The organism is Nocardia australiensis (genome assembly GCF_020733705.1).
GTDB classification, from domain to species: Bacteria; Actinomycetota; Actinomycetes; order Mycobacteriales; family Mycobacteriaceae; genus Nocardia; species Nocardia australiensis.
Window position 1 is genome coordinate 559,354 of sequence record NZ_JAJFZM010000002.1, and the last position, 21,145, is coordinate 580,498.

At 64.6% G+C, this 21,145-nt stretch carries 22 protein-coding genes and 1 pseudogene; 9 read left to right on the top strand and 14 right to left on the bottom strand.

The window, feature by feature from the left end:
• The first annotated feature begins 27 nt into the window (after positions 1-27).
• On the top strand, positions 28-978 hold the full coding sequence (locus LKE06_RS17350; RefSeq protein ID WP_228000227.1) for a hypothetical protein: 951 nt from the start codon (positions 28-30) through the stop codon (positions 976-978).
• Between the two features lie 92 nt (positions 979-1,070).
• Positions 1,071-1,206: pseudogene (locus tag LKE06_RS17355) on the top strand (TetR family transcriptional regulator); the annotation flags it as partial.
• 4 nt (positions 1,207-1,210) lie between these two features.
• Here the strand turns inward: LKE06_RS17355 and LKE06_RS17360 are convergent.
• The 4 genes from LKE06_RS17360 to LKE06_RS17375 are packed head-to-tail and all read right to left on the bottom strand — an operon-like array spanning position 1,211 to position 3,180.
• Positions 1,211-2,146, bottom strand: a complete 936-nt coding sequence (locus LKE06_RS17360) for a hypothetical protein (protein WP_228000228.1) — start codon at positions 2,144-2,146, stop codon at positions 1,211-1,213.
• Between the two features lie 49 nt (positions 2,147-2,195).
• Entirely contained in the window at positions 2,196-2,504 is a 309-nt protein-coding gene (locus LKE06_RS17365; RefSeq protein ID WP_443678133.1) for a transposase, read from the bottom strand.
• A complete protein-coding gene (locus LKE06_RS17370; RefSeq protein ID WP_228000229.1) occupies positions 2,483-2,749 on the bottom strand; it encodes an alcohol dehydrogenase catalytic domain-containing protein in 267 nt (88 codons plus the stop codon). The genes LKE06_RS17365 and LKE06_RS17370 overlap by 22 nt, the downstream gene beginning before the upstream one ends.
• A 35-nt stretch (positions 2,750-2,784) precedes the next feature.
• The gene (locus LKE06_RS17375) at positions 2,785-3,180 is read right to left on the bottom strand and encodes a PPOX class F420-dependent oxidoreductase (RefSeq protein ID WP_228000231.1); all 396 of its coding nucleotides are present in this window, start codon (positions 3,178-3,180) and stop codon (positions 2,785-2,787) included.
• 83 nt (positions 3,181-3,263) lie between these two features.
• Between LKE06_RS17375 and LKE06_RS17380 the strand changes: the two genes are divergently transcribed.
• Positions 3,264-3,662 (top strand): winged helix-turn-helix transcriptional regulator, encoded by a 399-nt coding sequence (locus LKE06_RS17380; RefSeq protein ID WP_228000233.1) that lies wholly within the window; start codon positions 3,264-3,266, stop codon positions 3,660-3,662.
• 608 nt (positions 3,663-4,270) lie between these two features.
• Here the strand turns inward: LKE06_RS17380 and LKE06_RS17385 are convergent.
• Positions 4,271-4,840, bottom strand: a complete 570-nt coding sequence (locus tag LKE06_RS17385; RefSeq protein WP_228000234.1) for a TetR/AcrR family transcriptional regulator — start codon at positions 4,838-4,840, stop codon at positions 4,271-4,273.
• A gap of 79 nt (positions 4,841-4,919) precedes the next feature.
• Between LKE06_RS17385 and LKE06_RS17390 the strand changes: the two genes are divergently transcribed.
• Positions 4,920-5,798: an alpha/beta fold hydrolase gene (locus LKE06_RS17390; RefSeq protein ID WP_228000235.1), complete on the top strand. Its 879-nt coding sequence runs from the start codon at positions 4,920-4,922 to the stop codon at positions 5,796-5,798.
• 750 nt (positions 5,799-6,548) lie between these two features.
• On the opposite strand, the gene LKE06_RS17400 is transcribed toward LKE06_RS17390, so the two are convergent.
• The 3 genes from LKE06_RS17400 to LKE06_RS17410 form a co-directional block, all read right to left on the bottom strand.
• Complete coding sequence (locus LKE06_RS17400) at positions 6,549-7,268, bottom strand: hypothetical protein (protein ID WP_228000237.1); 720 nt, start codon at positions 7,266-7,268, stop codon at positions 6,549-6,551.
• Positions 7,269-7,401: 133 nt separating this feature from the next.
• Complete coding sequence (locus tag LKE06_RS17405; RefSeq protein ID WP_228000239.1) at positions 7,402-8,088, bottom strand: class I SAM-dependent methyltransferase; 687 nt, start codon at positions 8,086-8,088, stop codon at positions 7,402-7,404.
• 340 nt (positions 8,089-8,428) lie between these two features.
• Positions 8,429-10,420, bottom strand: a complete 1,992-nt coding sequence (locus LKE06_RS17410) for an alkyl/aryl-sulfatase (RefSeq protein WP_228000655.1) — start codon at positions 10,418-10,420, stop codon at positions 8,429-8,431.
• Between the two features lie 355 nt (positions 10,421-10,775).
• On the opposite strand from LKE06_RS17410, the gene LKE06_RS17415 reads away from it, so the two are divergent.
• Positions 10,776-11,399 carry a TetR/AcrR family transcriptional regulator gene (locus tag LKE06_RS17415; RefSeq protein ID WP_228000241.1) on the top strand — a complete coding sequence of 208 codons (624 nt, stop codon included), beginning with the start codon at positions 10,776-10,778 and terminating at the stop codon, positions 11,397-11,399.
• 278 nt (positions 11,400-11,677) lie between these two features.
• Here LKE06_RS17415 and LKE06_RS17420 read toward each other — a convergent pair whose 3' ends face one another.
• Together LKE06_RS17420 and LKE06_RS17425 are read right to left on the bottom strand one after the other, a co-directional pair.
• On the bottom strand, positions 11,678-12,277 hold the full coding sequence (locus tag LKE06_RS17420; protein WP_228000243.1) for a Uma2 family endonuclease: 600 nt from the start codon (positions 12,275-12,277) through the stop codon (positions 11,678-11,680).
• A gap of 349 nt (positions 12,278-12,626) precedes the next feature.
• A complete protein-coding gene (locus tag LKE06_RS17425; protein WP_228000245.1) occupies positions 12,627-13,517 on the bottom strand; it encodes a tyrosine-protein phosphatase in 891 nt (296 codons plus the stop codon).
• A gap of 176 nt (positions 13,518-13,693) precedes the next feature.
• Here LKE06_RS17425 and LKE06_RS17430 point away from each other — a divergent pair, with 176 nt between their 5' ends.
• Positions 13,694-13,870 (top strand): group II intron maturase-specific domain-containing protein, encoded by a 177-nt coding sequence (locus LKE06_RS17430; protein ID WP_228000656.1) that lies wholly within the window; start codon positions 13,694-13,696, stop codon positions 13,868-13,870.
• Between the two features lie 55 nt (positions 13,871-13,925).
• Here the strand turns inward: LKE06_RS17430 and LKE06_RS17435 are convergent, their stop codons facing one another.
• Positions 13,926-14,606 (bottom strand): TetR/AcrR family transcriptional regulator, encoded by a 681-nt coding sequence (locus LKE06_RS17435; protein ID WP_228000247.1) that lies wholly within the window; start codon positions 14,604-14,606, stop codon positions 13,926-13,928.
• A 144-nt stretch (positions 14,607-14,750) separates the two neighbouring features.
• Here LKE06_RS17435 and LKE06_RS17440 point away from each other — a divergent pair, with 144 nt between their 5' ends.
• From LKE06_RS17440 to LKE06_RS17450, 3 genes are all read left to right on the top strand, one after another.
• Positions 14,751-16,145 (top strand): MFS transporter, encoded by a 1,395-nt coding sequence (locus tag LKE06_RS17440; protein ID WP_228000250.1) that lies wholly within the window; start codon positions 14,751-14,753, stop codon positions 16,143-16,145.
• A complete protein-coding gene (locus tag LKE06_RS17445; RefSeq protein ID WP_228000252.1) occupies positions 16,142-17,365 on the top strand; it encodes an FAD-dependent monooxygenase in 1,224 nt (407 codons plus the stop codon). The genes LKE06_RS17440 and LKE06_RS17445 overlap by 4 nt, the downstream gene beginning before the upstream one ends.
• Positions 17,366-17,564: 199 nt before the next feature.
• Entirely contained in the window at positions 17,565-18,134 is a 570-nt protein-coding gene (locus LKE06_RS17450; protein WP_228000254.1) for a P-loop nucleotide/nucleoside kinase family protein, read from the top strand.
• A gap of 443 nt (positions 18,135-18,577) precedes the next feature.
• On the opposite strand, the gene hypE is transcribed toward LKE06_RS17450, so the two are convergent.
• From hypE to LKE06_RS17465, 3 genes are read right to left on the bottom strand one after another with little or no spacing between them, the layout of a single operon-like run.
• Complete coding sequence (gene hypE / locus LKE06_RS17455) at positions 18,578-19,666, bottom strand: hydrogenase expression/formation protein HypE (protein ID WP_305082806.1); 1,089 nt, start codon at positions 19,664-19,666, stop codon at positions 18,578-18,580.
• Positions 19,659-20,771: a hydrogenase formation protein HypD gene (gene hypD / locus LKE06_RS17460; protein WP_228000256.1), complete on the bottom strand. Its 1,113-nt coding sequence runs from the start codon at positions 20,769-20,771 to the stop codon at positions 19,659-19,661. Before hypD ends, hypE begins: the two co-directional genes overlap by 8 nt.
• Positions 20,768-21,133: a HypC/HybG/HupF family hydrogenase formation chaperone gene (locus tag LKE06_RS17465; protein ID WP_228000257.1), complete on the bottom strand. Its 366-nt coding sequence runs from the start codon at positions 21,131-21,133 to the stop codon at positions 20,768-20,770. Before LKE06_RS17465 ends, hypD begins: the two co-directional genes overlap by 4 nt.
• Positions 21,134-21,145: the final 12 nt, after the last annotated feature.

The following is a 21,145-nucleotide window of genomic DNA, read 5'->3' on the forward strand; positions in this document are numbered from 1 at the left end:
GAGCCGGTCGACCCATCGGAGGGGATTATGGTCGATTCCCTTTTTGCTGACGTGTCCGAGTTCCAAGTACCGGTCAACGACTCTTACCCGTATCAGATCTTCTCGTTTCGCTCCAACGACGGGACCTACCAAGACCACAAGTTCTCCACCAACTATGCCTGGGCTGCCCGAGCCGCCGACACCGGGCGAATAGCCTGCTTCATCGTCTACTTCTACTGGCGACCGAACTGGCTCGACACCGTCGACACCCACAGGAGCATGGTCGGCCAAGCGGGTGGGCCGCACCCGAAGATGATCTCCATGATCGATGTCGAATCGGGCGGCAGCCCCGGTGGGGACCAATCCGACGGCATCAACCGCGCCTACTGGCGGCTGGCCGACTGGCTGGGCTCGACCCGCCGGGTCATCGGTTACGCCAACCTGCCCGATTTCAACAGCATGTGGCCCGTGCGCCCGGACGGTCTCAACATGATCGGCGCCGGCTACGGCAGCAACCCTGACCTGCCCGGCCAGATCGCGCACCAGTACACCGACGGCCAGGGTTATGGTGGCGGCCTGCCAGAGGGCGCTCCGCCCTTCGGGAACTGCGATATGAACTCCGCCGACGGCTTTTCGCCTGAGGACTTCGCCAATCAGGTCGGCGTCGGAGTCGTCGCGCCGGATCCGATCACCGACTTGTGGATTCAATTCATGGGCATCGGCGGCAACGGCTGGCCTCAGCTGGCCGGTCACACCCTCGTCGACGGTGTTGCCACCGTCGGCCAGACCCTGGGTCTGCCCGGGTTCGCACCACCATCGGGGCCGACACAGGTGCCGTTGCCCCGCGACCCCGATGGCCGCATCCGCGACGAGTGGATCCAGATGCTCGGTGAACAGGGCAAAGGCTGGCCGCAACTCGGCGGCCGGTCCCTTGTCGACGCCATCGCCGCAATCGGACAGAAACTCGACATCGCCGGCTTCCAGCCACCCACCCGATAGTCCTGATCGGAGTATTCGCATACCCACAGTCGCCAGCACGAACGGCCGATTCTTCGTGGTCACCGACTGCGTGCTGCGGGTCCGTGCCGCCGCGACAGCCGCAGCCGACCGACGTCCTGGTCGGCTATCTCGACCTGGTGCTGGACGGCCTCGTCGCCCGGGTACGCCAACGAAAACCTGGACGCCATACTGGATTTGGTGGAGGCCTCAGTGCGGCGCAGGTCCTGAGCTTCTACGCGAAGCCGGCTGTGATGTAATTCGCCGCCGCGGTCGTCCAGGTCACGTCGGTGCCCGGCATATCCTGTGCCGAGTACAGCACGTGCTGGCCCTGCGGGTACGGGGTGAGGTAGCCGATCACGCCGTTGACCGCAGTTGCGTAGCGCTCGAGGTTGATCAGCGGGTTCAGCGTCAAGAATTCAAGCAGCTGGGCGAAGATCAGGTAGCTCACATTGCCGAACCGCGCGCCCTCGACGAACGAGAATGGCGAGATTCCCACGTCGATGAGGCGTAGCGGCGAATCCGCCGGCGATGCGGTGATGATGTCGCCCGGATTCGCGTACTCCTGGGTCGCCACCTGTGTGGGCCAGGTCCCGTGCTGGCCGTGCAGTCCGAACGTCGTCGACGGGCACAGGTCGTTCACCGAATCTCCCACCTTCCGCAGCGGGTTGGCGATGAAGACGGCGAAGGCGATCTCCAGTGGGCTGCCGTCGGTGTTGGTGTACTGTCCCGACGCCACCCCCTCGAGGATCTGACTGGCGCAGATGCCGCCCAGCGAATAACTCAGCAGCCCACAGACATTCGGTGATTGCTGGATCGCCTGCACCCCTGCGGCGGTGCCCAGCCGCACGGCCGTGTCCAACGACGGCCCCCACAGACTCGGATCCGGCCCAACCGAGGCAGGCCAATCCGGTTCGAAGAACCTGAAACTGCTGTTCGAGAGCAGATCGGTGACCGAGGCCAGCGTGCCCGCAGGCGTTCCGTCCGCGTCCCGTGTCTCTCCGGTTCCTCGCAACGTGATGATGTCGATCATCGGGTTCTCCTTGCCCGCAACGAAACTCCCCGCTACTCCACGGTAAGCCGAGAGGGTGATGCAGACCACCGGTACGTACGAGGTGTAGTTCGAACCGCAATCGGAATGGACGACACAGCCGTCGGCTGTCAACGGCATGTGAAAACTGGATCTGGCCCAGATTTCGTGAAATCGATTGCCGTGTTGCTCAGTCACTCAACAGGATGCGTTTCCTCAGCAGGTCGGGCTTGGCCCGGCCGAACATCTGTCGCTTCAGCATCTTGATCCGGTTGACGTGCCCTTCGACCGCCCCGCTGTTCCAGCGCATGGTCAGACCCGCGGTGACCGCGTCCTGATCGCGACGCAGACCACGGACGAACGAGTGCAACGCAGGCTGATCGTCGGCATCGGCGCAGCTCATCCATTGTTCGAGTTCCCGGCCCTCGAGTTCGGTCATCATGACGGCAAACGCGCGGACGTGGTTCGCGAGTGATTTCAGTTCCGGACTGGCATCCAGGGTGCTGTTGCGGCGACGATCCCGGCCAGATCGGAGCCTAGCGTGAACGGCGGCGGGCCGATCTGCGGAATCAGCCCGGCGCGTATCTTGGTCTCGCCGTGGTTGACCGAGGCCGCCGCCACCTGTATCAGGACCTCGCCGGCCTGCGGGCTGGGCCGATCGGTCTCGACGACTGTCAAGACGTCTGGGTTTCCGTAGGTGAACTGGGTCGCCATGCGCATCCGGCGGTTCGCCTCATTCCCCATGTGCATGCGTGTGGATGCCTTCTTGTGTGGGGGTCTCAGTTCGAGAAGCCGCGAACCTTGTGCGGGATGACGCGGACGATCACGCGTACCGTGCCCTGGGGGTCGGGCGGCGAGTCCGCTCCCAGGTATTTGTTCGAGACCTCACGCTGGACGGCACGGTCGCGGTCCTCGACGAGCTCGGCGGTGCCGCGGATCTCCACCGTGCGGTACGGGTTCATGGTGTCGAGGACGGTCAGGCTGATCCGCGCATCGCGGGTGAGGTTGCGGACCTTCTGCCGGTCGGTGGTGCTGGGGAACACCACCGTGTCGCCCTCGCGCAGGATCCACACCACCGAAGTCTGCGGGTCGCCGTCGGGATTCAAAGTCGCCACCGTGGCGAAGTTCGTACCGTCGAGCAACTCCCGCGTCGAATCGTCGAACGTGAGTGGCATAAGGCTCTGACCTCCATAGCTGCACGAGTTGTTACGGTGATCATGCTTCACGATTCTTAGCCCCCGTGGAAGAAGGCACATTCATGTCACTGCGGAACACCTGTGTTTCCGACCAGGTCAATGGCGGGGAGGTGTGCACAGTCCTCGACGTCCTCGGCCGGGTGAGTGGCAAGTGGAGCATCGGCATCCTGATGGAGGCGACTCGCGGACCAGTGCGTTTCACCGAGCTGGAGCGCGCGATCAAAGGCATCAGCCGACGGATGCTGACGCTGACCCTGCGCAACCTGGAGCGGGACGGCCTGCTGGTGCGCACCGTGTACCCCACCGTGCCACCCAAAGTCGAATACATTGCCACCGACATGGCCCGCGAACTGTACGACCACCTACTCGGCCTCACCGAGTGGGCCGAACGACACCGTGCCACTATCGCCCGCGCTCGCGCCGCACACGACAACGCCGTCCCACTAAGAGATAACCCCTGAGTTTCCTCTGTCCTCGGCTTGAGTGTCTGGCCTGGGAGCTGGGGGTTTCGTTTGTCCTGAGCCGGTTTTCGAATTTTGATCAGATCTCGGGATTTCTGAAGTAGATTCGGCCGGTCCGAGGTTCTGCGGTCTGAGCTGAAGGTGAGGGTGTCGGGTTGAGCCTGGCAGCGGTGCGGGATCTGCGTGAACGGCGAGAGTTGGCGAGCCCGGAGGAGCTGGCGGCGTTCGAAACCGGATGTGCTGGCGGGGGCCGCTGACCTTGACCTGGCGTTCGACCCGGCCGAGGTATCTGTCGGGGTCACTGACTCGATATCCGCCGACGGCAGGGTCGCGGTCGACGCTGACCAGCTCCGGATCCACTGCTCTCGCCCGGAGATGTGTCCGCAGGCGGGAGGAGCGGGCCGTTTCCACCGGGGATGTTTCGTCGGCTACCGGCGGTGTGGTGTCCTGGTCGTCGGTGGGCGCGTCCGGATCTGTTGTGGGGGTGAGCAGTTGGTCAGGTTCGGTGCTGCCGTGTTCGGTGCTGCCGGGGGTGGGTCGGTCGTCTCTAGTGGTCTACCCCAAACGGACATAACTTCCGTCAGGGCACGCAAATCTCTGGTCGCCAATTACCTGAGTTTGGCCAGTTGATGGTCCAGGGTTGCCAGCGCGGAGGCTGGCGTGTGGTGCCCGAGCAACAGGGATTGACTCAGTCCGGCGACCATGGCCAGCAGGATGTCGGTCTCCTGCATGGGATTCAGCGTGGCGGCGAGTTCGCCCGCTTCCTGGGCGGCGCTGAACCGGGCGGCGACTGCCTCGCGAAGTAGCGCGTCACCCCTACTGAAGCGGTCCGCGACCGCCTGATCTTTGAGCGCTCGAATTAAGAAGGCGTTGGCCACCAAAGACTCCGTGCGAGCCTCCTCGTCGGTGGGCAGCAGGGCGGCGAGCAGGTTGCGCAGGGTGGCACCGCCTGCCCTGGCCGCGATCCTGCGTTCCAGGCCTTCTCGTAGGTACCCGGTCGCGTAGACCAGCATCTCGTCCCTGGAGCGGAAGTAGTGCTGCACCAAGCCCTTTGACACGCCGGCCTCGGTGGCCACCTGCCCGAGGCTGACCGCCTCCAGTCCGCTGGCCGCAGCGATCCGGCACACGGCCTCGGTGAGCTCCCGGCGGCGCTGCTCATGATCGACCTGCTTGGGCACCTTTCACCATCCGATCGTATTGCCAATTGGGCTCACACAGTTTACCATCCGATCGTATTGTAAAAAAAGGAGGTGCTCGATGGGGTTTCGCTCGCCGCAGGCGCGGACCGAGTACGACAGGGCATACCAAGCCGGGCTGCGCGCGCTGCCCGAACCGGACGAAATCCACGATGTGCCAACGAAATTCGGTTTGGTGCGGGCCTACCGTTTCGGGCAGGCCGAGGGTGCGCCCATGGTGCTGTTGCCCGGCCGTGCCGGTACCGCGGTGATGTGGCGGCCCAACATCGAGGCCTTCGCGCGGCGTCATCCGGTGTACGCGGTGGACCTGCTCGGCGAACCAGGGCGCAGCACCCAGACCGCGTCTATCCGGGATGCTTCAGACCAGGCGGCCTGGCTGGATGCCGTGCTCGCGGCGCTCGGGCTGACCGGGGTGCACCTGGTCGGCGTCTCCTTCGGCGGCTGGCTCGCGTGCAATCTGGCCGTCCGCTCACCAGCCCGGGTCGCGTCGTGCAGCTTGCTCGACCCGGTCGCCACGCTGGCCGGCTTCCCGGCGATGCTGTTGCTACGCACCACTCTCACGCTGCTCCCCGTCATCTCCCGCTGGGCAAGGCCAGCCTTTCTGAGCTGGATCTCCGGCGGGATCGAGGTCCCCAAGGATGACCCGGTGGCCAAGGTGATCAACGCAGGTATCCGCGACTTCAGCATCGCCCTGCCCACGCCCAAGCCGTTTACCGATGAGCAACTGCGATCCATTCGGGTTCCGGTGCTCGCGATCATCGCCGGGCGCAGCGTCATCCACAACCCGAGCGCCGCGCATGCCAGGGCAGCGCTGATCCCGCACGTCCAGGCGGAACTTTGGCCCACCGCAACGCATGCCATCTCCGGCGAGTGCGCCGCCGAGGTCAACGAACGAGTGCTCCGCTTCATCGCGAGCACGCAAGCATCATCCAAACACTGACTGTTTCACCACTACGTTTGCACGAACATCGCGCCTGGAAATGACGATTCGCCCCGCTGGCGCGAGGCTGGCCACAGCGTCACATACTCGCGCGAATCCTCAGCCTGCCGAGCCCCCATGTGTACATGAGTTCGGACATCCGTGCACACGACTGCGGACATTGACAGCCGAAGGATCCCGCCCCAGGTCACGGTGTTCCGTAGAGGTGTTCCGAAAACTGTTCCGATGAGCCCCCGTCATATGGAACGATCGGGCCGTGATCGGGCCCTTCCGTGTCGGATACGTGCGTTGCTCCACCGACGAGGAGGACGTCGAGATCCAGACCGAGCAACTACTGGCGCTCGGCGTGCCGACCGAGCGGATCTTCATCGACCGGGCAAGCAGCCGAAACTGCCTCTCGCAGCGCGCAAGACGATCCACCGCCGCTTCCACGACCCGACGACGACGCCAGCCTCGCCGACCTCGCCGACGAATACAGCGTCGGCCGCTCCACCATTCACCGCATCATCAGCGGAGCCACCCCACGGGCCTAACCAGTGGGCTCATGTACCAGGTGACACGGTTCTTACCGGCACCCCCAACTCGGGCAATCAACCGGACCATCCCCGGTGGCGGCATCGATACGCACTGTGGAGCCGTCAAAACCGTTGCTACGCAACGTTTCACATGCTCGCAGTAGCCCGAAGTGGACACCTTCAGTAGTTGTGCCATTCGCACGATGGAGAACCGTTGTCCCGTCCTTGGACATCATCAGCCGGGGTGGGCCGGCCGATGGCGCGCTGCATCGTACTGCTCGAAATATGCCTCGCCCACGACGAACATTCCGCGTTGCGGCAGCCAGAAATCCCCCAATCGCGCCTGCTCGGCCAATGGCCCCGGAGGACCGATATCGATTCCATCGACCCGTGCACGACTTTTCTCGACGGTCCACAACATCCGCGGATTGGCCTGGAACCATTGACCGTTCGGGGAAGTGCCGGTAAGCCGCACCCGGCCGATGCCCAGCGCCGGACCCGCAACCCGCGACATGAGCGACAGGACAGCAGGGCGTCTCCACAAAGCCGCGGGCAGCATGCGACCGAGACCCGTCATCGCCGCCGTCGCCGCCGATCGCCCCAGCTCGAGATCCCACACCAGCCTGTCCCGCATCTCCACTGTGAACGCGTAGGGCCCCGTCCAGGTTACCGAGATGTGTTCAACCCGTGCGTCTTCGAGCGCCGAGCCGAAATAGCGGGCGCAGCTGACTTCCGGGGAAACACTGCTGTAGATCACCCATTCGCCGGCCGGGTCTCGATGCCACACCGAGTCGTATCCTGCACCGACCGAGCTGGCAGGGAAGTGCCGCAGCGCCAAGTAGTGGCCACTGGCGAATGGCATCCCCATCAGCCCGTAGCCGGCAAATCGCTCCTGATCCTCACCCGCTGGGAGCGCTTTGTTGATTTCGACGATCGATCGTGGGCTGTCGGTCATCGCCAACCTCCTCGACGAGTGGACCCGTACCGGTGCCCGCGCTTCGGCCTTCCTGCTGGGCGCCGAGCTGTCGGCCTTCGTCGTCGAGCTCAGGATCTCGAACATTTCAGCTGGATGACTGTTAGTAGAATTTTTACGCCAAGTGCGCTGACAGCAGCCAGGCCGGTATCGACTTGCGGCCCTTGCTCACGTCCCGAATATCGGTGCCGACGAAGTCTTCGAAGCCCAGAAAATCCTCGGGGAGGTTGGCGTGGATGCGGGCTGGCCGGATCTCGTCGATTGCCCAATAGTTGCCCACCACGTTGCGCAACTCTTCGGCAGTGACGGGGTTGATCGGACCCACGGGCACGGTCGTCCTGTCGAACACCAGCACGAAGTAGGACGCGCCGGGTGCCGCGGCGCGCACGATCGACTCCTGGTAGCCCTGGCGTAGTTCGACCGGCATCGAGTGGAACAGGGTGCTGTCGACGATGGTGCCGAAACGGCCGTCGTAGCCGGTGAACATGCTGATATCGGCGACCTCGAAGCTGGCGTTGATCAGGCCGCGCTTGGCGGCTTCGTCACGAGCGAGCTGGATAGCGGTGGTCGATTGATCCAGGCCAACGGTAGTGAAGCCCCGCTCCGCGAGGTAGAGCGACACCGCAGCCTCACCACAGCCGGCGTCGAGAATGTCACCGTGGAACGCGCCCGCATCGATGAGCGCGGCGATCTCGGGCTGCGGTTCGCCGATACTCCACGGCGGCCGGTTACCCAGCCCCATCTCGACGGCCTCGCCGCGATAGGCGGATTCGAACACCCCGTCAGAAGAAGGAGTTGTCATAGTTGACATGCTAGGCCTCGAGGATCAGTCGCTGGGCGATTTCCGCACCAGGTTGCCCAACTGTTGCGCACCTCGGTGACAGCGCTGCGAGACGCGTGCGCTGCCCACCGGTCGGTCAGGGGTGCTCGAGGATCGAAACCCGCCGTGCCCGCCCACCACGACGGCGGGTCACCGCCTCCAACCCCAGTGGTCTCGAGCACCTCGACCGCGACGTTGTTCGCCACACGTCGAGTGTCGCCGACATCAGTCGGTCCTTCCTGCCGAACCGTCAGGTTCGGCCAGTTCAGACCGAGATCAGATCCGCCGTTGTTCCGACACTACCGAGGCCTACGGGCAGTGATTACGGCGTCACGATCGCGAATCCGGGATCCGGCTTGCCGAACACACCCTTCAACTGGGCCAGCACCGTCAAATTGCCGTCGACCTTGATATCGCCCTTGGCGATGGCGTCCTGCATATTGCCGCCGCCGATCATGTTCTGGATGAACCCGCCACGGGTGAGGGTGATAGTGGCGTCAGGGGAGGGCAGGCCGTCGTTAGGCCAGCGGTCGTAGTGGATCAGTACGCCGTTGCGTAGTTCGGCACGGTGCACCTGATCGTTCTCGTCGCTGAACTTCCAGTCGGTCACCACATGCATGTCCCAGGCCTTGGGCCCGTCGACGAACAGCGAGATGGCGTCGAAGGCTTGGTCCATGGTGAGCGCGGCCAGCAGGCCCTTGGAGTTGGCGGCGGTGGGCGTGCCGAAGGAGCCGTTGCGCAGTTCGTGCGCGCCCGACAGGTAGAAGTTGCGCCAGGTGGCGTTCTCCGAGCCGTAGCCGAGCTGCTCGAAGACAGCGGCCTCCAGATCTTTCGCCTTCTTGTTGTCCGGGTCGGCGAAGACGGCGTAGTTGGTCAGGGTGGCGGCCCAGCGATAATCGGCTGCGTCGTAAGCCTTCTGGGCCTTCTTCAGTACTTCGTTCACCCCACCCATGGCGTCCACGTGCCGCGCGGCCGACTCCGTCGGCGGGTGCTCCCACAAGTGTGCGGGGTTGCCGTCGAACCAGCCCATGTAGCGCTGATAGATGGCCTTCACGTTGTGGCTGACCGAACCGTAGTAACCGTGTGTGTTCCAGGACTTTTCGAGGTTCGGCGGCATCCGGAAGGTTTCGGCGATCTCGCTGCCGACGAAGCCCAGGTTGAGCCCGCGCAGCGTTTGATCGTTCAGGTACCCGTACAAATCCCGTTGCAAGGAAAGGAATTCGACGATCTTGTCGGTGCCCCAGATCGGCCAGTGATGCGAGGAGAACACGACATCGGACCGGCGCGCGTACAGATTGATGGATTCGGTGAGGTACTTGGACCACACGTGCGGATCGCGCACCAGCGCGCCGCGCAGGGTGAGCAGATTGTGCAGGGTGTGTGTGGCGTTCTCCGCCATACACAAGATGCGGCGGTCCGGGAAGTAGAAGTTCATCTCCGACGGCGCCTCGGTGCCCGGCGTCATCTGGAACACCATCCGAACGCCGTCGATCACCTCTTCCTGCCCGGTCGTGGTGATGGTGACGGTGGGCTCCAGCAGCGTCACGGTGCCGACCGAGGTGGTCTGGCCCAGGCCCGCGCCGATCTGCCCTTTCGGGCCGCGCGGCAGGGCCGCGCCGTACATGTACGCGGCGCGGCGCGCCATTGCGGTGCCAGCGTAGATGTTCTCCGAGACCGCGTGCTCGAGGAAACCGGAGGGCGCCACCACAGGACAGCGGCCCGCGGTCACATCCTCGCGGGTGGTCACGCCCAGCGAACCGCCGAAGTGATCGACATGCGCGTGAGAGAAAATGAGTCCGGTGACGGGACGATTCCCGCGGTGCTCGCGATACAGCGCCAGCCCGGCCGCGGCGGTCTCGTTGGAGATGAGCGGGTCGATGACGATGACGCCGGTATCGCCCTCGATGAGGGTCATGTTCGACAGGTCGAGGCCGCGGATCTGGTAGTAGCCGGGCGCGACCTCGTACAGGCCCTGCTTGACGGTCAGCTGCGACTGCCGCCACAGGCTGGGATTGGCTGAGGACGGACAGGTGCCCTGCAGGAAACTGTAGGAGTCGTTGTCCCACACCACCTTTCCCTTGTCGTCTGTCACGACACCCGGCTGCAGCGCCGCGACGAAGCCGCGATCGGCATCGGCGAAGTCGCTGGTGTCGGAGAACGGGAGGGTATCGGCCAGCTTCTTGTTCGCCTGGGCGATCGCATCAGTGGGATCGGTCTGGGTACCGGAGGGTCTCACCTCGTCCGAGGAGCCGCACGCGCTCAACGCGCCGCTGACGCCGACCGCGGCCAATGCCGCCGCGCCGACACCGAGCATGCCGCGACGCGTTACCGGTGACCTGCCAGAACCTGCCTTCTCTGACTCGTTCACACCGTCCTTGTCGTCGACCACTTCGATCTCCTGTTCTCGATCGATCGAGCACCGAACCCAGCCGAGCAACTGTTAGCTGATAGTTCTCTGATTTCTCGATAACGATTCGTTCACATCCGCCAATCGGCCGATTTATCTGCTTACACACGGTCTGATGGAGAGAGGCGATTGAATCGCCCATCGGTCACCATGAGAGCCATCATAAATCATATTGCAGTGCAACTGCAATAGCAGGGTGGGCGACGCACGTCCGTCTAGCATGAGTTGGACTATTCGTCGCGGGCTGTGATCGGATGCAGAGATGACCGACGGGACCAGTCAGGCCACTCCGGGTGTGCGCCGCCGCCGGCGCAATCCCGAGCAGACCCGCGCGGCGATCGTCGAGGCACTGCTGGCGGCCCTCAGGGAGGGCACGTTTACTCCCACCTCTAAGGCTATCGCCGAGCGGGCAGGAGTGTCCGAGCGCAGCATCTTCGTTCATTTTCCCGAGCGCAACAGCCTGCGTATCGCCGCCGTGCAGGCACAGTCGGAGTATGTCGAGACGCTGATAGCTACACCGGATCCCGCGCTGCCGCTGAGCAAACGGATCGACGCCGTCGTGAAGCAGAGCGAGGCGATCTTCGCCGCACAACGCAATCCTCGCCTGCTCGGACTGCTCGAATCACAGTCGATCCCCGAGATCGACACGCGAATGCGGTTGACCGACAACCGAATTCGGAATGCGCTGATCAAAACCTTCGGTACCGAGCTCAGGCGCGACGGCGAGCTGGACCGGGAACTCCTCGACCTCGTGGAAGCAATCGTGGGCTGGGCTTACCGGCATCAGCTGGTCGACCGGCGAGGACTGTCGCGGCGCGCGGCCTCGCATGCCATCGTCCGTTCGCTGCGAAACCTATTGGACAGCAGCGCACCCGGAAGTCCGTAGCAGAAACGGATGACATGCCGCACTACCTCGCCCTGTCGGTCTAGCGTGACCGCTCTGTTCGTCCGCTTCACTCGCCCACCAGGAGCCACCGGTCAGGCGCACCACGAACTCGATGTCCACCCGCAGGTGCGCGAAGTAGCTCAGTACAACGGACAGGGGCCCGGAGGAGTTCTGATCACAGTCGGGCTCCACCGCAGGTTCGGTCCGGTGACCAAATCCTCGATTACACAATGCATTTGCGATCTCCAGTGCCATCTGGACCCACATCCGACCGGCCGCTAAGACTGTTCCAGCACGTCAAATGGGATGGTCGCCTCGACCGGCTCGTCGAGCAGCAGCACACGTCGATGGACCGTGTGTACTCGGTACCGTCGACCGGACCAGTCGAGGCGGTATTCCTCGATCTCCTCGATGCGTTCTTCCTTCTGATCCAGCCGGACGATCAGGTACCGAGGAATGCCCGCGGTTGCGAATTGAATTCGCTTGTCGGTGATATCGACATCAATGGTTGATTCGGAGGTGACTTCGACCACCAGCAGAATGTGCTCACTTACCGTGTTGACGTCATAAGGTTCGCAGTCCCGGATCCAGATGTCGGGGTAGCGGATGTTCAATCGACGATCAGCTGATGCGGATTCCGCATCAGGAAATCGTGCGGCTACGTCGGAATCCACCACCATGCATGGCCCCCCGTCGCGCCGGGCCGCCTCGAGCATCCCAGCCAGCCGCCGGACCACACGGCTGTGCACCGGGCTCTGGGCCATCAGTCGGACCACGCGCCCGTCCACGATCTCGATGTCACCGAGCTCGGCAGTCGCCCCTTCGGCGAACCCCTCGGCCGTTACACGCAGTACTTGTTGCTCATCGGGAGCGCTCATACCCGACATCATTGCAGCCCGAACCGGGCCGGACCACCGCGATGCGCCGGTAGTCGCTTGTCGCGATGCGCGCGACCAAGCCGACTGCCGGCTACCCGCAGCCACTCTGCGGGATCTGCATGTTGGTGCAGCCCCCGCTGTCGTTGCGTCGGATGTTCAGGCCGATTTCGACGGGCAGGTGTTGCCTGCTGCCACAGCTTGCGCACGACGCGCACCATGCGCACTGCCGCGAATCCGATGACCCCCGCGAGTCCGGTCTTGGATGCTGCCGCGCCGTCGTGGTGTCCGACGATGCGGTTCTGGCCACTCCGCTGAGTGCGGAGCGGCCAGAACCTACCGGGGGGTTCGGCTAGCCGACGAGGTTCTTGCGCAACTTCAGGATCGTTCCACCGTCCAGGCCGAGCCCATTGGTCAGGAACTTTCCGAAGTCGCCGTAGTCCTGCTCCATCTGCTGAATCGCGTTGTCCAGGTATGCATCTCGGACCTCTTGCAATGGAATGAGCAGATCCGGGTTTTCCATCAGGCCGGCCTGCTTCACCTGCTCGCGCAGCTTCGCATCCGCGGCGGCGCGGTACTGGTTCGACAGCAGATAATCTTGCCGCGCAGTGGATTCCGGCACGCCGACCGCGCGCAGCAGCACGTAGGTGAGCCAACCGGTGCGATCCTTACCCGCGGTGCAGTGGTAGAGCGTCGCCTTATCGGTGGCGGCGAGATCGCGGATCGTCTGGCCGAACGCGGTGCGGGATCCCGCGCTGAGGAAGCTGCCGTAAACGCGCTCCATGAGTTCTTCGGCCTTGCCGTTACCGAGCAACTCCTCCTGCTGCTGGGGATCCCCCGACTGAATCGCCGCCATCATCTGCTGGAACAGCCCGGTGTCGTCGATCGGCCGGACAACCGGCGCAACGCCATTGGGCAGTTTGTCCTGACCTGCGAACTGCACCTCGGCTGGCGTCCGCAGATCGATCGCCGTACGCAAGTTCAGGCCCGCCAGCTTCTGCATATCGGCGTCGGTCAGCTTCTCCAGCGAATCGGCCCGAATCGCCTTGCCGGACTTGACCGTTTCCCCGTCGTAGGTGCGGTACCCGCCGATATCGCGGACATTCACCGCGCCCTGCAACTCGATCCGGGCGCCAACTGCCGCGGTGTTCGGTTCGGCAACGGCGGTGAGTGGTGTGGTTACCGCCGTCAGCGCGACGGTCGCGAAGGCGGCGCCGATCAGCGAAATAATCGAATTCTTCATGCGGGCCGACATTAGAACCCGTTCCAATCCGCTGCCCGACCTTTCCCCGCATTCGCCGCAACCGACCCGCTCAACGGAATTCCTATCCCACTCAACGGGATTCACACTATCTTGGACATTGCTCGCGCACACCTGCCCAGTCGCCACCGGCGATCAGCGACGACGCCCGCAACAAAATCAGCGAGCAGAACCGCCGATGGCGACCGCATCGCAAGATTGGGCTCGACTTCGCCGAACTCGCGCACCGAATCAATCCGATCGCGCGCGGCTGGATGCGGTACTACGGGGCGTGCGGCGAGGACAGCTTGGCCGAGTGGTGTGAGAAGGTGCCCGTTTCCGGGCAGGGGAGTTGATCAAGCTGGAATTGACCGGAGCACGTCGAGCCGGCCAGCACCCGCCCGGCAGCGGTCACGCCCCCGCGTTGGGCGCAGGCATCGCTGCGGTCGACGCATCTTCGCTGGGCCGGTATGCCCGTAGGAACGCACGTACCCCCTCGACGATGAGTGGTCGGCCGCGGGCGTCCTGTGCGGCGTTCGGTGAACCGAGCCTGTTGATGGCGACCCCGAAGGTCAGCGCGATGAAGTGGTCGGCCGCGAGTCGCGCGTCGGGGATGTCGAGCAGCCCAGCCTCGGCGAGGGCGGTGAACCGCTCGCCGAGGACTTCCTCGGGTACTTGGGCGGTTATGGCGTCGTCGTACTGGTGGGGCAGGTGGGCGGATTCGGTCCGGACCAGTCGGAGCCGTGCGGCGTACTCCGCCGAGTCGAGCATGTCGGTCGCGATCCGCATCGAGAAGGTGACCAGGGCGTCCTCCAGCTCGGCGGCTTCGGTGAGGTTGATGAGGGTGTCGTCGAGGGTGCGTCGGACCGTGATGAGTAGCGAGTGGGAAGTGGCTTCGACGACGGCTTGCAGCAGCGTCTGCTTGTCGCCGAAGTAGTCGTAGAGCGTCCGCTTCGACACCCCGGCGCGTTCGGCGATCGCGTCAACGCTCGCCTGGTCGAATCCGTCGGTGAGGAACAGCTCCCGGGCTGCCGAGAGGATGGCGGCTCGCTTCTGGGCGGAACCCTCACGCAGCGTCTTCGTGTTCGGCATAGTCCGATCCTAGCCGATCTACACTCCCAGTGTAGTCAATCTACACTCGCGGTGTAGCTTGATCGTGGGTGGCGACGAAGCCGCCGGATCGCCTCCGAGCGTGGTGCACACCTTTGCTCGCCCATCGACGATGGAAGGACGTCCGTGTCCGAAATCATTGCTCCCCCGGTCCGTATCGGGAGGTCTGCTGTTGCCGCCCTCGGCATGCTCGCCGTCGCGGCCGGCACCTTGGAGTCGGTGGTGACGCCGGCCCTACCGCTGCTGCAACGCGAGCTGGCGATCACCCCTGCCGAAGGGGCGCTGCTCAGCATCACGTTGCTCATCACCGGCGCAGTCGTCACACCGATCGCCGGCAAACTCGGCGACCGCTACGGCGGCAAGCGGGTCCTGGTCCGGCTGATGGCAGTGGTTTCAGTCGGTGGTCTGTTGTCCGCCCTGGCACCGAACATGCCGATGTTGCTGCTCGGCCAGGTACTGCAGGGGGCGATGGTGGGCGCATTGCCCCTCTCGTTCATCCTGGTGCGCCGATACCTTCCGCCGGGGGAGTCGCAGGTGGCAATCGGGGTGGTCTCCGGATTGTTCATCGGCGGCGGCATGGCGGGCACGCTGCTAGCCGGTCCTGTCGCAGAAGGACTGTCCCGACACTGGATGTTCGCGCTACCGACGATCGCGATCATCGCGGCAACGGTGACCGTGAACGGGCTGCTGCCTGCTGATCCGCCGGCCTGGTCGGACGGCAGTATCGACTGGCCAGGCGTCGTGTTCTTGAGCGGCACGTTGGTGTCGCTCATGGCCGGGCTCTCCATGGCACCCAATGTCGGGACGCAGCCACTCGCGGTGGGCGCCGTAGCCGTGGTCACGGCCGCCTTCGCGTCCGGATGGATCGTCGTCGAGCGTCGAGCGGCCGCGCCGATGGTCGATCTGCGCATGCTGGCAACGCCGGAAGTGTGGAGCTCGTGTGTGATGACATTCGTCATCTGCATCGGTTCCGCGACGTCGATGTATCTCGTCCCACAGTTGTTCGCGGAATCCGGCGACGGGTACGGGTTCGGGGCCAGCGCCACCGACATCGGACGATTCCTGTTGCCCGGTGCCATCGCCGCCGCGGTGAGCGGACCGGTAGGCGGATTCGCGGCGCGGCGTTTCGGCGCGCGTGCGGTGGCCATCGCCGGGATCGTCGTCATGGCGGCCACGCTGATCGGCCTGGCGTGTGCGCACACCGCGGTCTGGCACCTGGTCGTCGCGAAGGCGCTGATCGCACTGGCGAGCGGCACCTCCATCACGGCGTTGCTCACCAGCGTTGTTCCCGCTGTCGATCACAGCGACACCGGTATCGCCACCAGCCTGGTCCTCGTGACTCGCGTGGTCGGCTCCGCCGTCGGTGTCCAGGTCAGCGGCGCGATCTTGACCGCCGGAACCCACCCCGTGTCGGGCGTCCCGGCCGAATCGGCTTTCGTCACAGGGTTTGTCGTCGCCGGCGTCGTCGCCGCGCTGTCGCTTCTCGTTGTCACTGCCGTGAGGAAAGGAGCCCGGGCATGACACTTCCAGGTCTGCGGGCGGACGTGGGTACTACGCCGAAAGGCAAGGTCCTGATCTCCGGGGCCAGTATCGCCGGAGTCGCGCTGGCGTTCTGGCTGCACCGGTACGGATTCACGGTCACGGTGGTGGAGAAGGCAAGCGCACCGCGTCGCGGTGGCTATCCGATCGACGTGCGCGGTACCGCGCTCGAGGTCGTCCAACGGATGGGGATACTGCCGCAACTGCACGACGCGCACGTCAACTCGGGCCGAATAACCTTCCTCGACGCAGATGGCACCCAGGTGGCGTCGCTCAACCCGCATATCGTCGCCGGCAGCGTTGCTGGACGGGATCTCGAAGTGCGCCGCGGGGATCTGGTCGCGGCTCTGCACGCGGCGGTCTGCGAGGACGTGGATTTCGTCTTCGACGACGCAGTCGACACGCTCGACCAGTCCCACCACGGGGTCGACGTCACCTTCCACGGCGGCGACCGGCGCACGTTCGACCTGGTATTCGGCGCCGACGGTCTGCACTCACACACTCGTGAGGCCGTGTTCGGCCCCGAAGAGCAGTTCCACCGCTACCTCGGCTACTGCTTCGCCGGGTTCACCATGCCCAACACCTTCGGACTCTCCCACGAGGTGGTGCTGTGGAACACCCCGGGCAGAGCCGCGGCCCTTGCCGCAGTAGGGGACAACGACGAACTGCAGGTCTTGCTGAACTTCGCCCGACCAGAACCGCCGTTCGGCGCTTTCCGGAACCCCGAAGCCCAGCGGGACCTGGTCGCCGCGGTCTTCGCCGACGCGGGCTGGGAAGTCCCGCGCATGGTCGCCGCCATGCGCGACGCGGATGATCTGTTCTTCGACGTGGTCAGCCAGATCCACATCCCTCGCTGGTCGAAGGGCCGCGTCGCGCTCGTCGGAGACGCTGCGTACGCACCCTCGTTCCTGACCGGACAAGGCTCCAGCCTCGCGCTGGTCGGCGCCTACATGCTCGCAGGTTCGCTGACCACCAACCAGGACCACACCGCTGCCTTCGCGGCCTACGAGAACAACACCCGGGAGTTCGTGACCATGAACCAGGCGCAGATCGGCAACGGTGACGCCGCACTCTTCCCCACCACGGCTCGAGCCCTGCAGCAGCGCAACAACATGCTGCGTGAGCTCGCCACCATGCCCCCCACGACAGGACGCCTGGCCCACTCGGCCCTAACCCTGCCCGAATTCACCCCCTCGTCGTGACCGCAACCGCACCACTGGGTGGCACTCGACAACGGCTGCCGGTCGGACACAGCCGTCCGGCCGCGCCTTCCCTATTCACTCGGTACGGCCCCGCATCCGTCAAGGACTGTGTGAAAATTTGTCATACGTCTGTGGTGGACTGGCAAGCGTGCATCGTGAATCGGGTCCGCCGGTATCCACGCTTTCAGAATCGGCAACATTGGCGCTATCTGATGCTGTCGGCCGATTGGATGGGCACGGCGCGCTCGTGATGTGTGGTTTCCCAGGCTCCGGAAAGTCCACAGCCGCACGCTATCTCGCCGCCCGCGCGGGCGCCTCGGTCTTGGACAAAGACAGCCTGGCGCCACGCCTCGAGCAGTCGGTAATGCTGCGGTTGACCGGCGACCCTTTCGACCGGGATTCGGATACATATCGTTCGGTGGTAGCCCCGGGAATCTACGACAGCCTCATCCGCACAGCGCTCACAATCGCGGTCCGTCACCCGATCGTGCTCGACGCCCCGTTCTTATCACCGATCCGACAGGCCGCCGCCGCCGGCATCCTGTTGCGCGAGCACTTACACACCTTCCACGAGGGACCACTATCTCCGTCAGTCACCACGATCTGGTTGGACAGTTCGATCACCGACATCCGTGCGCGCATGCTCTCTCGCGGTGCCGGACGAGATGCATCCAAACTCGCCAACTGGGAAGCCTATCGATCCGATGTCCTCGACAGCGGCGTGCGCGAGATCGCTCACTCCGTAGTCGATTTCGTCATCTCCAACTGACGGCGGGTGTCAGCTTTGTCGAGAGCTGACGGAAGATGTTGCCCCATAAGAGGAGCAGTCCTTGTGACCGAACACGTTCGAAGTGAGCAGGACCTGGTTTCAGGTGTGCGAATCGGTGCCTGATGATCCAGTGGCACTCGAGCCGACCATGGATCGGCCGCAGTTAGCACGACGATCCCGGGTGTTGCGAGAATGCGCAGCGTTGGCTGGGCCCCGGTGGACCTGCCACCGGGGCCCAGCCATCGCGCCGTCCACCATGTATTCGTCGGGCACGACCGGCAACAACAGCGTCCCCATCCCACGATGTGCAGTATGACGATCGTTGCTGCCATGCCGAGGATGCTGCGCCGCTGTCCACCGTCGAATCCGGCCCAGGCACCTCGCAGACTGTTGCCATCCCACAGTCCCATCTTTCCCACTTGTCGGCGGAGCCACCGCCATGTTCAACAGATTCGCGGTAGCTGTTCTCCAGCGGGCAGGTCGACGACGCGAGTACCGCCGAGGGCCGTGCGGGCCACCACCATCCCCGGATGTTCGGCAACGCAATGACCTACGACTGCCGCATGGGCGCCGAGCGGATGCGCACGCATGGCGTCAAGGACGCGGTCGGCGTCCTCCGGGGGGACGAACGCGACGAGTTTGCCTTCGTTGGCGATATACAGCGGGTCGAGACCGAGCAACCCGCAGGCATCGCGCACCCCGACGGGCACCGGGATCGCCCGTTCGTCCAGCTCAACACCGACGCGCGCGGCGCGGGCGATCTCGTTGAGGGAGGCGGCCATTCCGCCGCGCGTGGGATCGCGCAGCACATGCACATCCGCGCTGGTGGCGACCATGGCCGCGACCAATCCGTGCAGCGGCGCGGTATCGCTGCACAGGGTCGTGCTGAACTCGAGGCCTTCCCGGCAGCTCAGTACCGCGATACCGTGCAGTCCGATCTCACCGCTGACCAGCACGATATCGCCGGGCCTTGCCCGCTGGGGCCGGATATCGACGCCTTCTGGGACCAGTCCGATGCCCGCGGTGTTGACGAAGATGCCATCGCCATGCCCGGCGTCGACGACCTTGGTGTCGCCGGTGACCAACCGGACTCCGGCCGCGAGCGCGGCGGTGCCGACCGCCTCGGCGATGCGGGCGATTGCGGCCAGCGCGGTGCCCTCTTCGAGGATGAACGCGGTCGAGAGCGCCACCGGCCGGGCGCCGGACATCGCCAGATCGTTCACGGTGCCGTTTACCGCGAGGTCACCGATCGAGCCGCCGGGGAACACCAGCGGCTTGACCACGAACGAGTCGGTGGAGAACGCCAGCCGGACACCGGCGAGGGGGAGTACCGCCGAATCGCCGAGCTCGGTGTCGGCGGCCGCGCCGAACGCGGGCAGGAAGAGGTGCTCGATCAGCTCACCCGACATCGCGCCGCCGCCGCCGTGTCCCATCACGATATTGGGCGCGTCGCGCAGCGGCATGGGGCAGACCCAACCATCGATATCAAGTGGTGGCGATGCGGCTGCCCCACTGCCATTGGTCTCAGGCATGGGCGACCCCCGCAGGAAGATCGAGACGCCGGTACAAGTAGTACGCGGCACAGGCGCCTTCGGAGGAGACCATTGTGGCACCCAACGGGTTTCGCGGGGTGCACTTCGTGCCGAACGCGGCGCACTCGTGAGGTTTGATCAAGCCTTGGAGCACTTCACCGGACCGACACACCGAAGACTCGGCAGTGTGCAGATCGCCGACCGAGAAACGCTGTTCGGCGTCGTAGTCGCGGTATCGCGGCGACAGTCGCCAGCCGCTGCGGGGGATCACGCCGATGCCGCGCCACGCCCGGTCGGTGACCTCGAAGACGTCCTCGAGCATCGCCTTGGCCGCCGGATTCCCGGCTGCGGCGACCGCACGAGGATAGGCGTTCTCGACCTCATGGCGTCCTTGCTCGAGCTGGAGCACAGTGCGCCGGATGCCTTGGAGGATGTCCAGCGGCTCGAATCCGGTGACCACCATCGGAACCCGGTACTTCTCGGCCAGCGGCGGATATTCGCCAGTGCCCATCACCGTGCAGACGTGCCCGGCGGCGAGGAATCCCTGGACCCGGCAGCTGGGCGACTCCATGATCGCCGCGATGGCGGGTGGGACGAGCACGTGGGAGACCAGCAGTGAGAAATTCTCGATGCCGAGTCGTTGGGCCTGGTACACCGTCATCGCGTTGGCGGGCGCGGTGGTCTCGAATCCGATTCCGAAGAACACCACTTGGCGATCCGGGTTGTTCTTGGCTAGTTCCAGCGCGTCCAGTGGAGAGTAGACCACCCGCACGTCGCCGCCTTCGCTCTTGACCCGGAACAGATCCTTGTGGCTGCCGGGTACCCGCAGCATGTCGCCGAAGGAGCAGAAGATCACCCCTGGCCGGGCGGCGATCTCGAGAGCCTTGTCGATCACCTCCAGCGGGGTGACGCACACGGGGCAACCGGGCCCGTGGATCATCTCGATCTGATCGGGCAACAGCTGGTCGATGCCGTGGCGGATGATCGAATGTGTCTGTCCGCCACACACTTCCATGATCGACCACCGCCTGCTGGTGGCGGCGCGGATGTGGTCGAGCAGGTGTCGCGCCAGCTCGGGATTGCTGAATTCGTCCAGGTATTTCATGACTTTGCCTCCTGGTCGTCGACGGTCGCGCCCGACGCGGATGCGTCGGAATAGCTCGCCCCAGGCTGTGGGGCGTCGGGGTTGTCGATACCGGCCTGCTTCGCCGCGAGCGCGAAACCGTCGCCGAACTCCTCCTTCAGCACGCCGAGATGTTCGAACTCGGCCAGCGTCCGCAATGCGGATTCTTCATCCAGGCGTTGGATCGCGAACCCGACGTGCACCACGACGTAATCGCCCACCGCCACGTCTGGGATGTATTGCAGACACACGTCTTTGTGCACGCCGCCGAAGTCGACCTCCGACATCAAGGTGCCGTCGCATTCGTGGACGCTGAGGACCTTTCCTGGAACCGCAAGACACATCGCTTGTCTCCT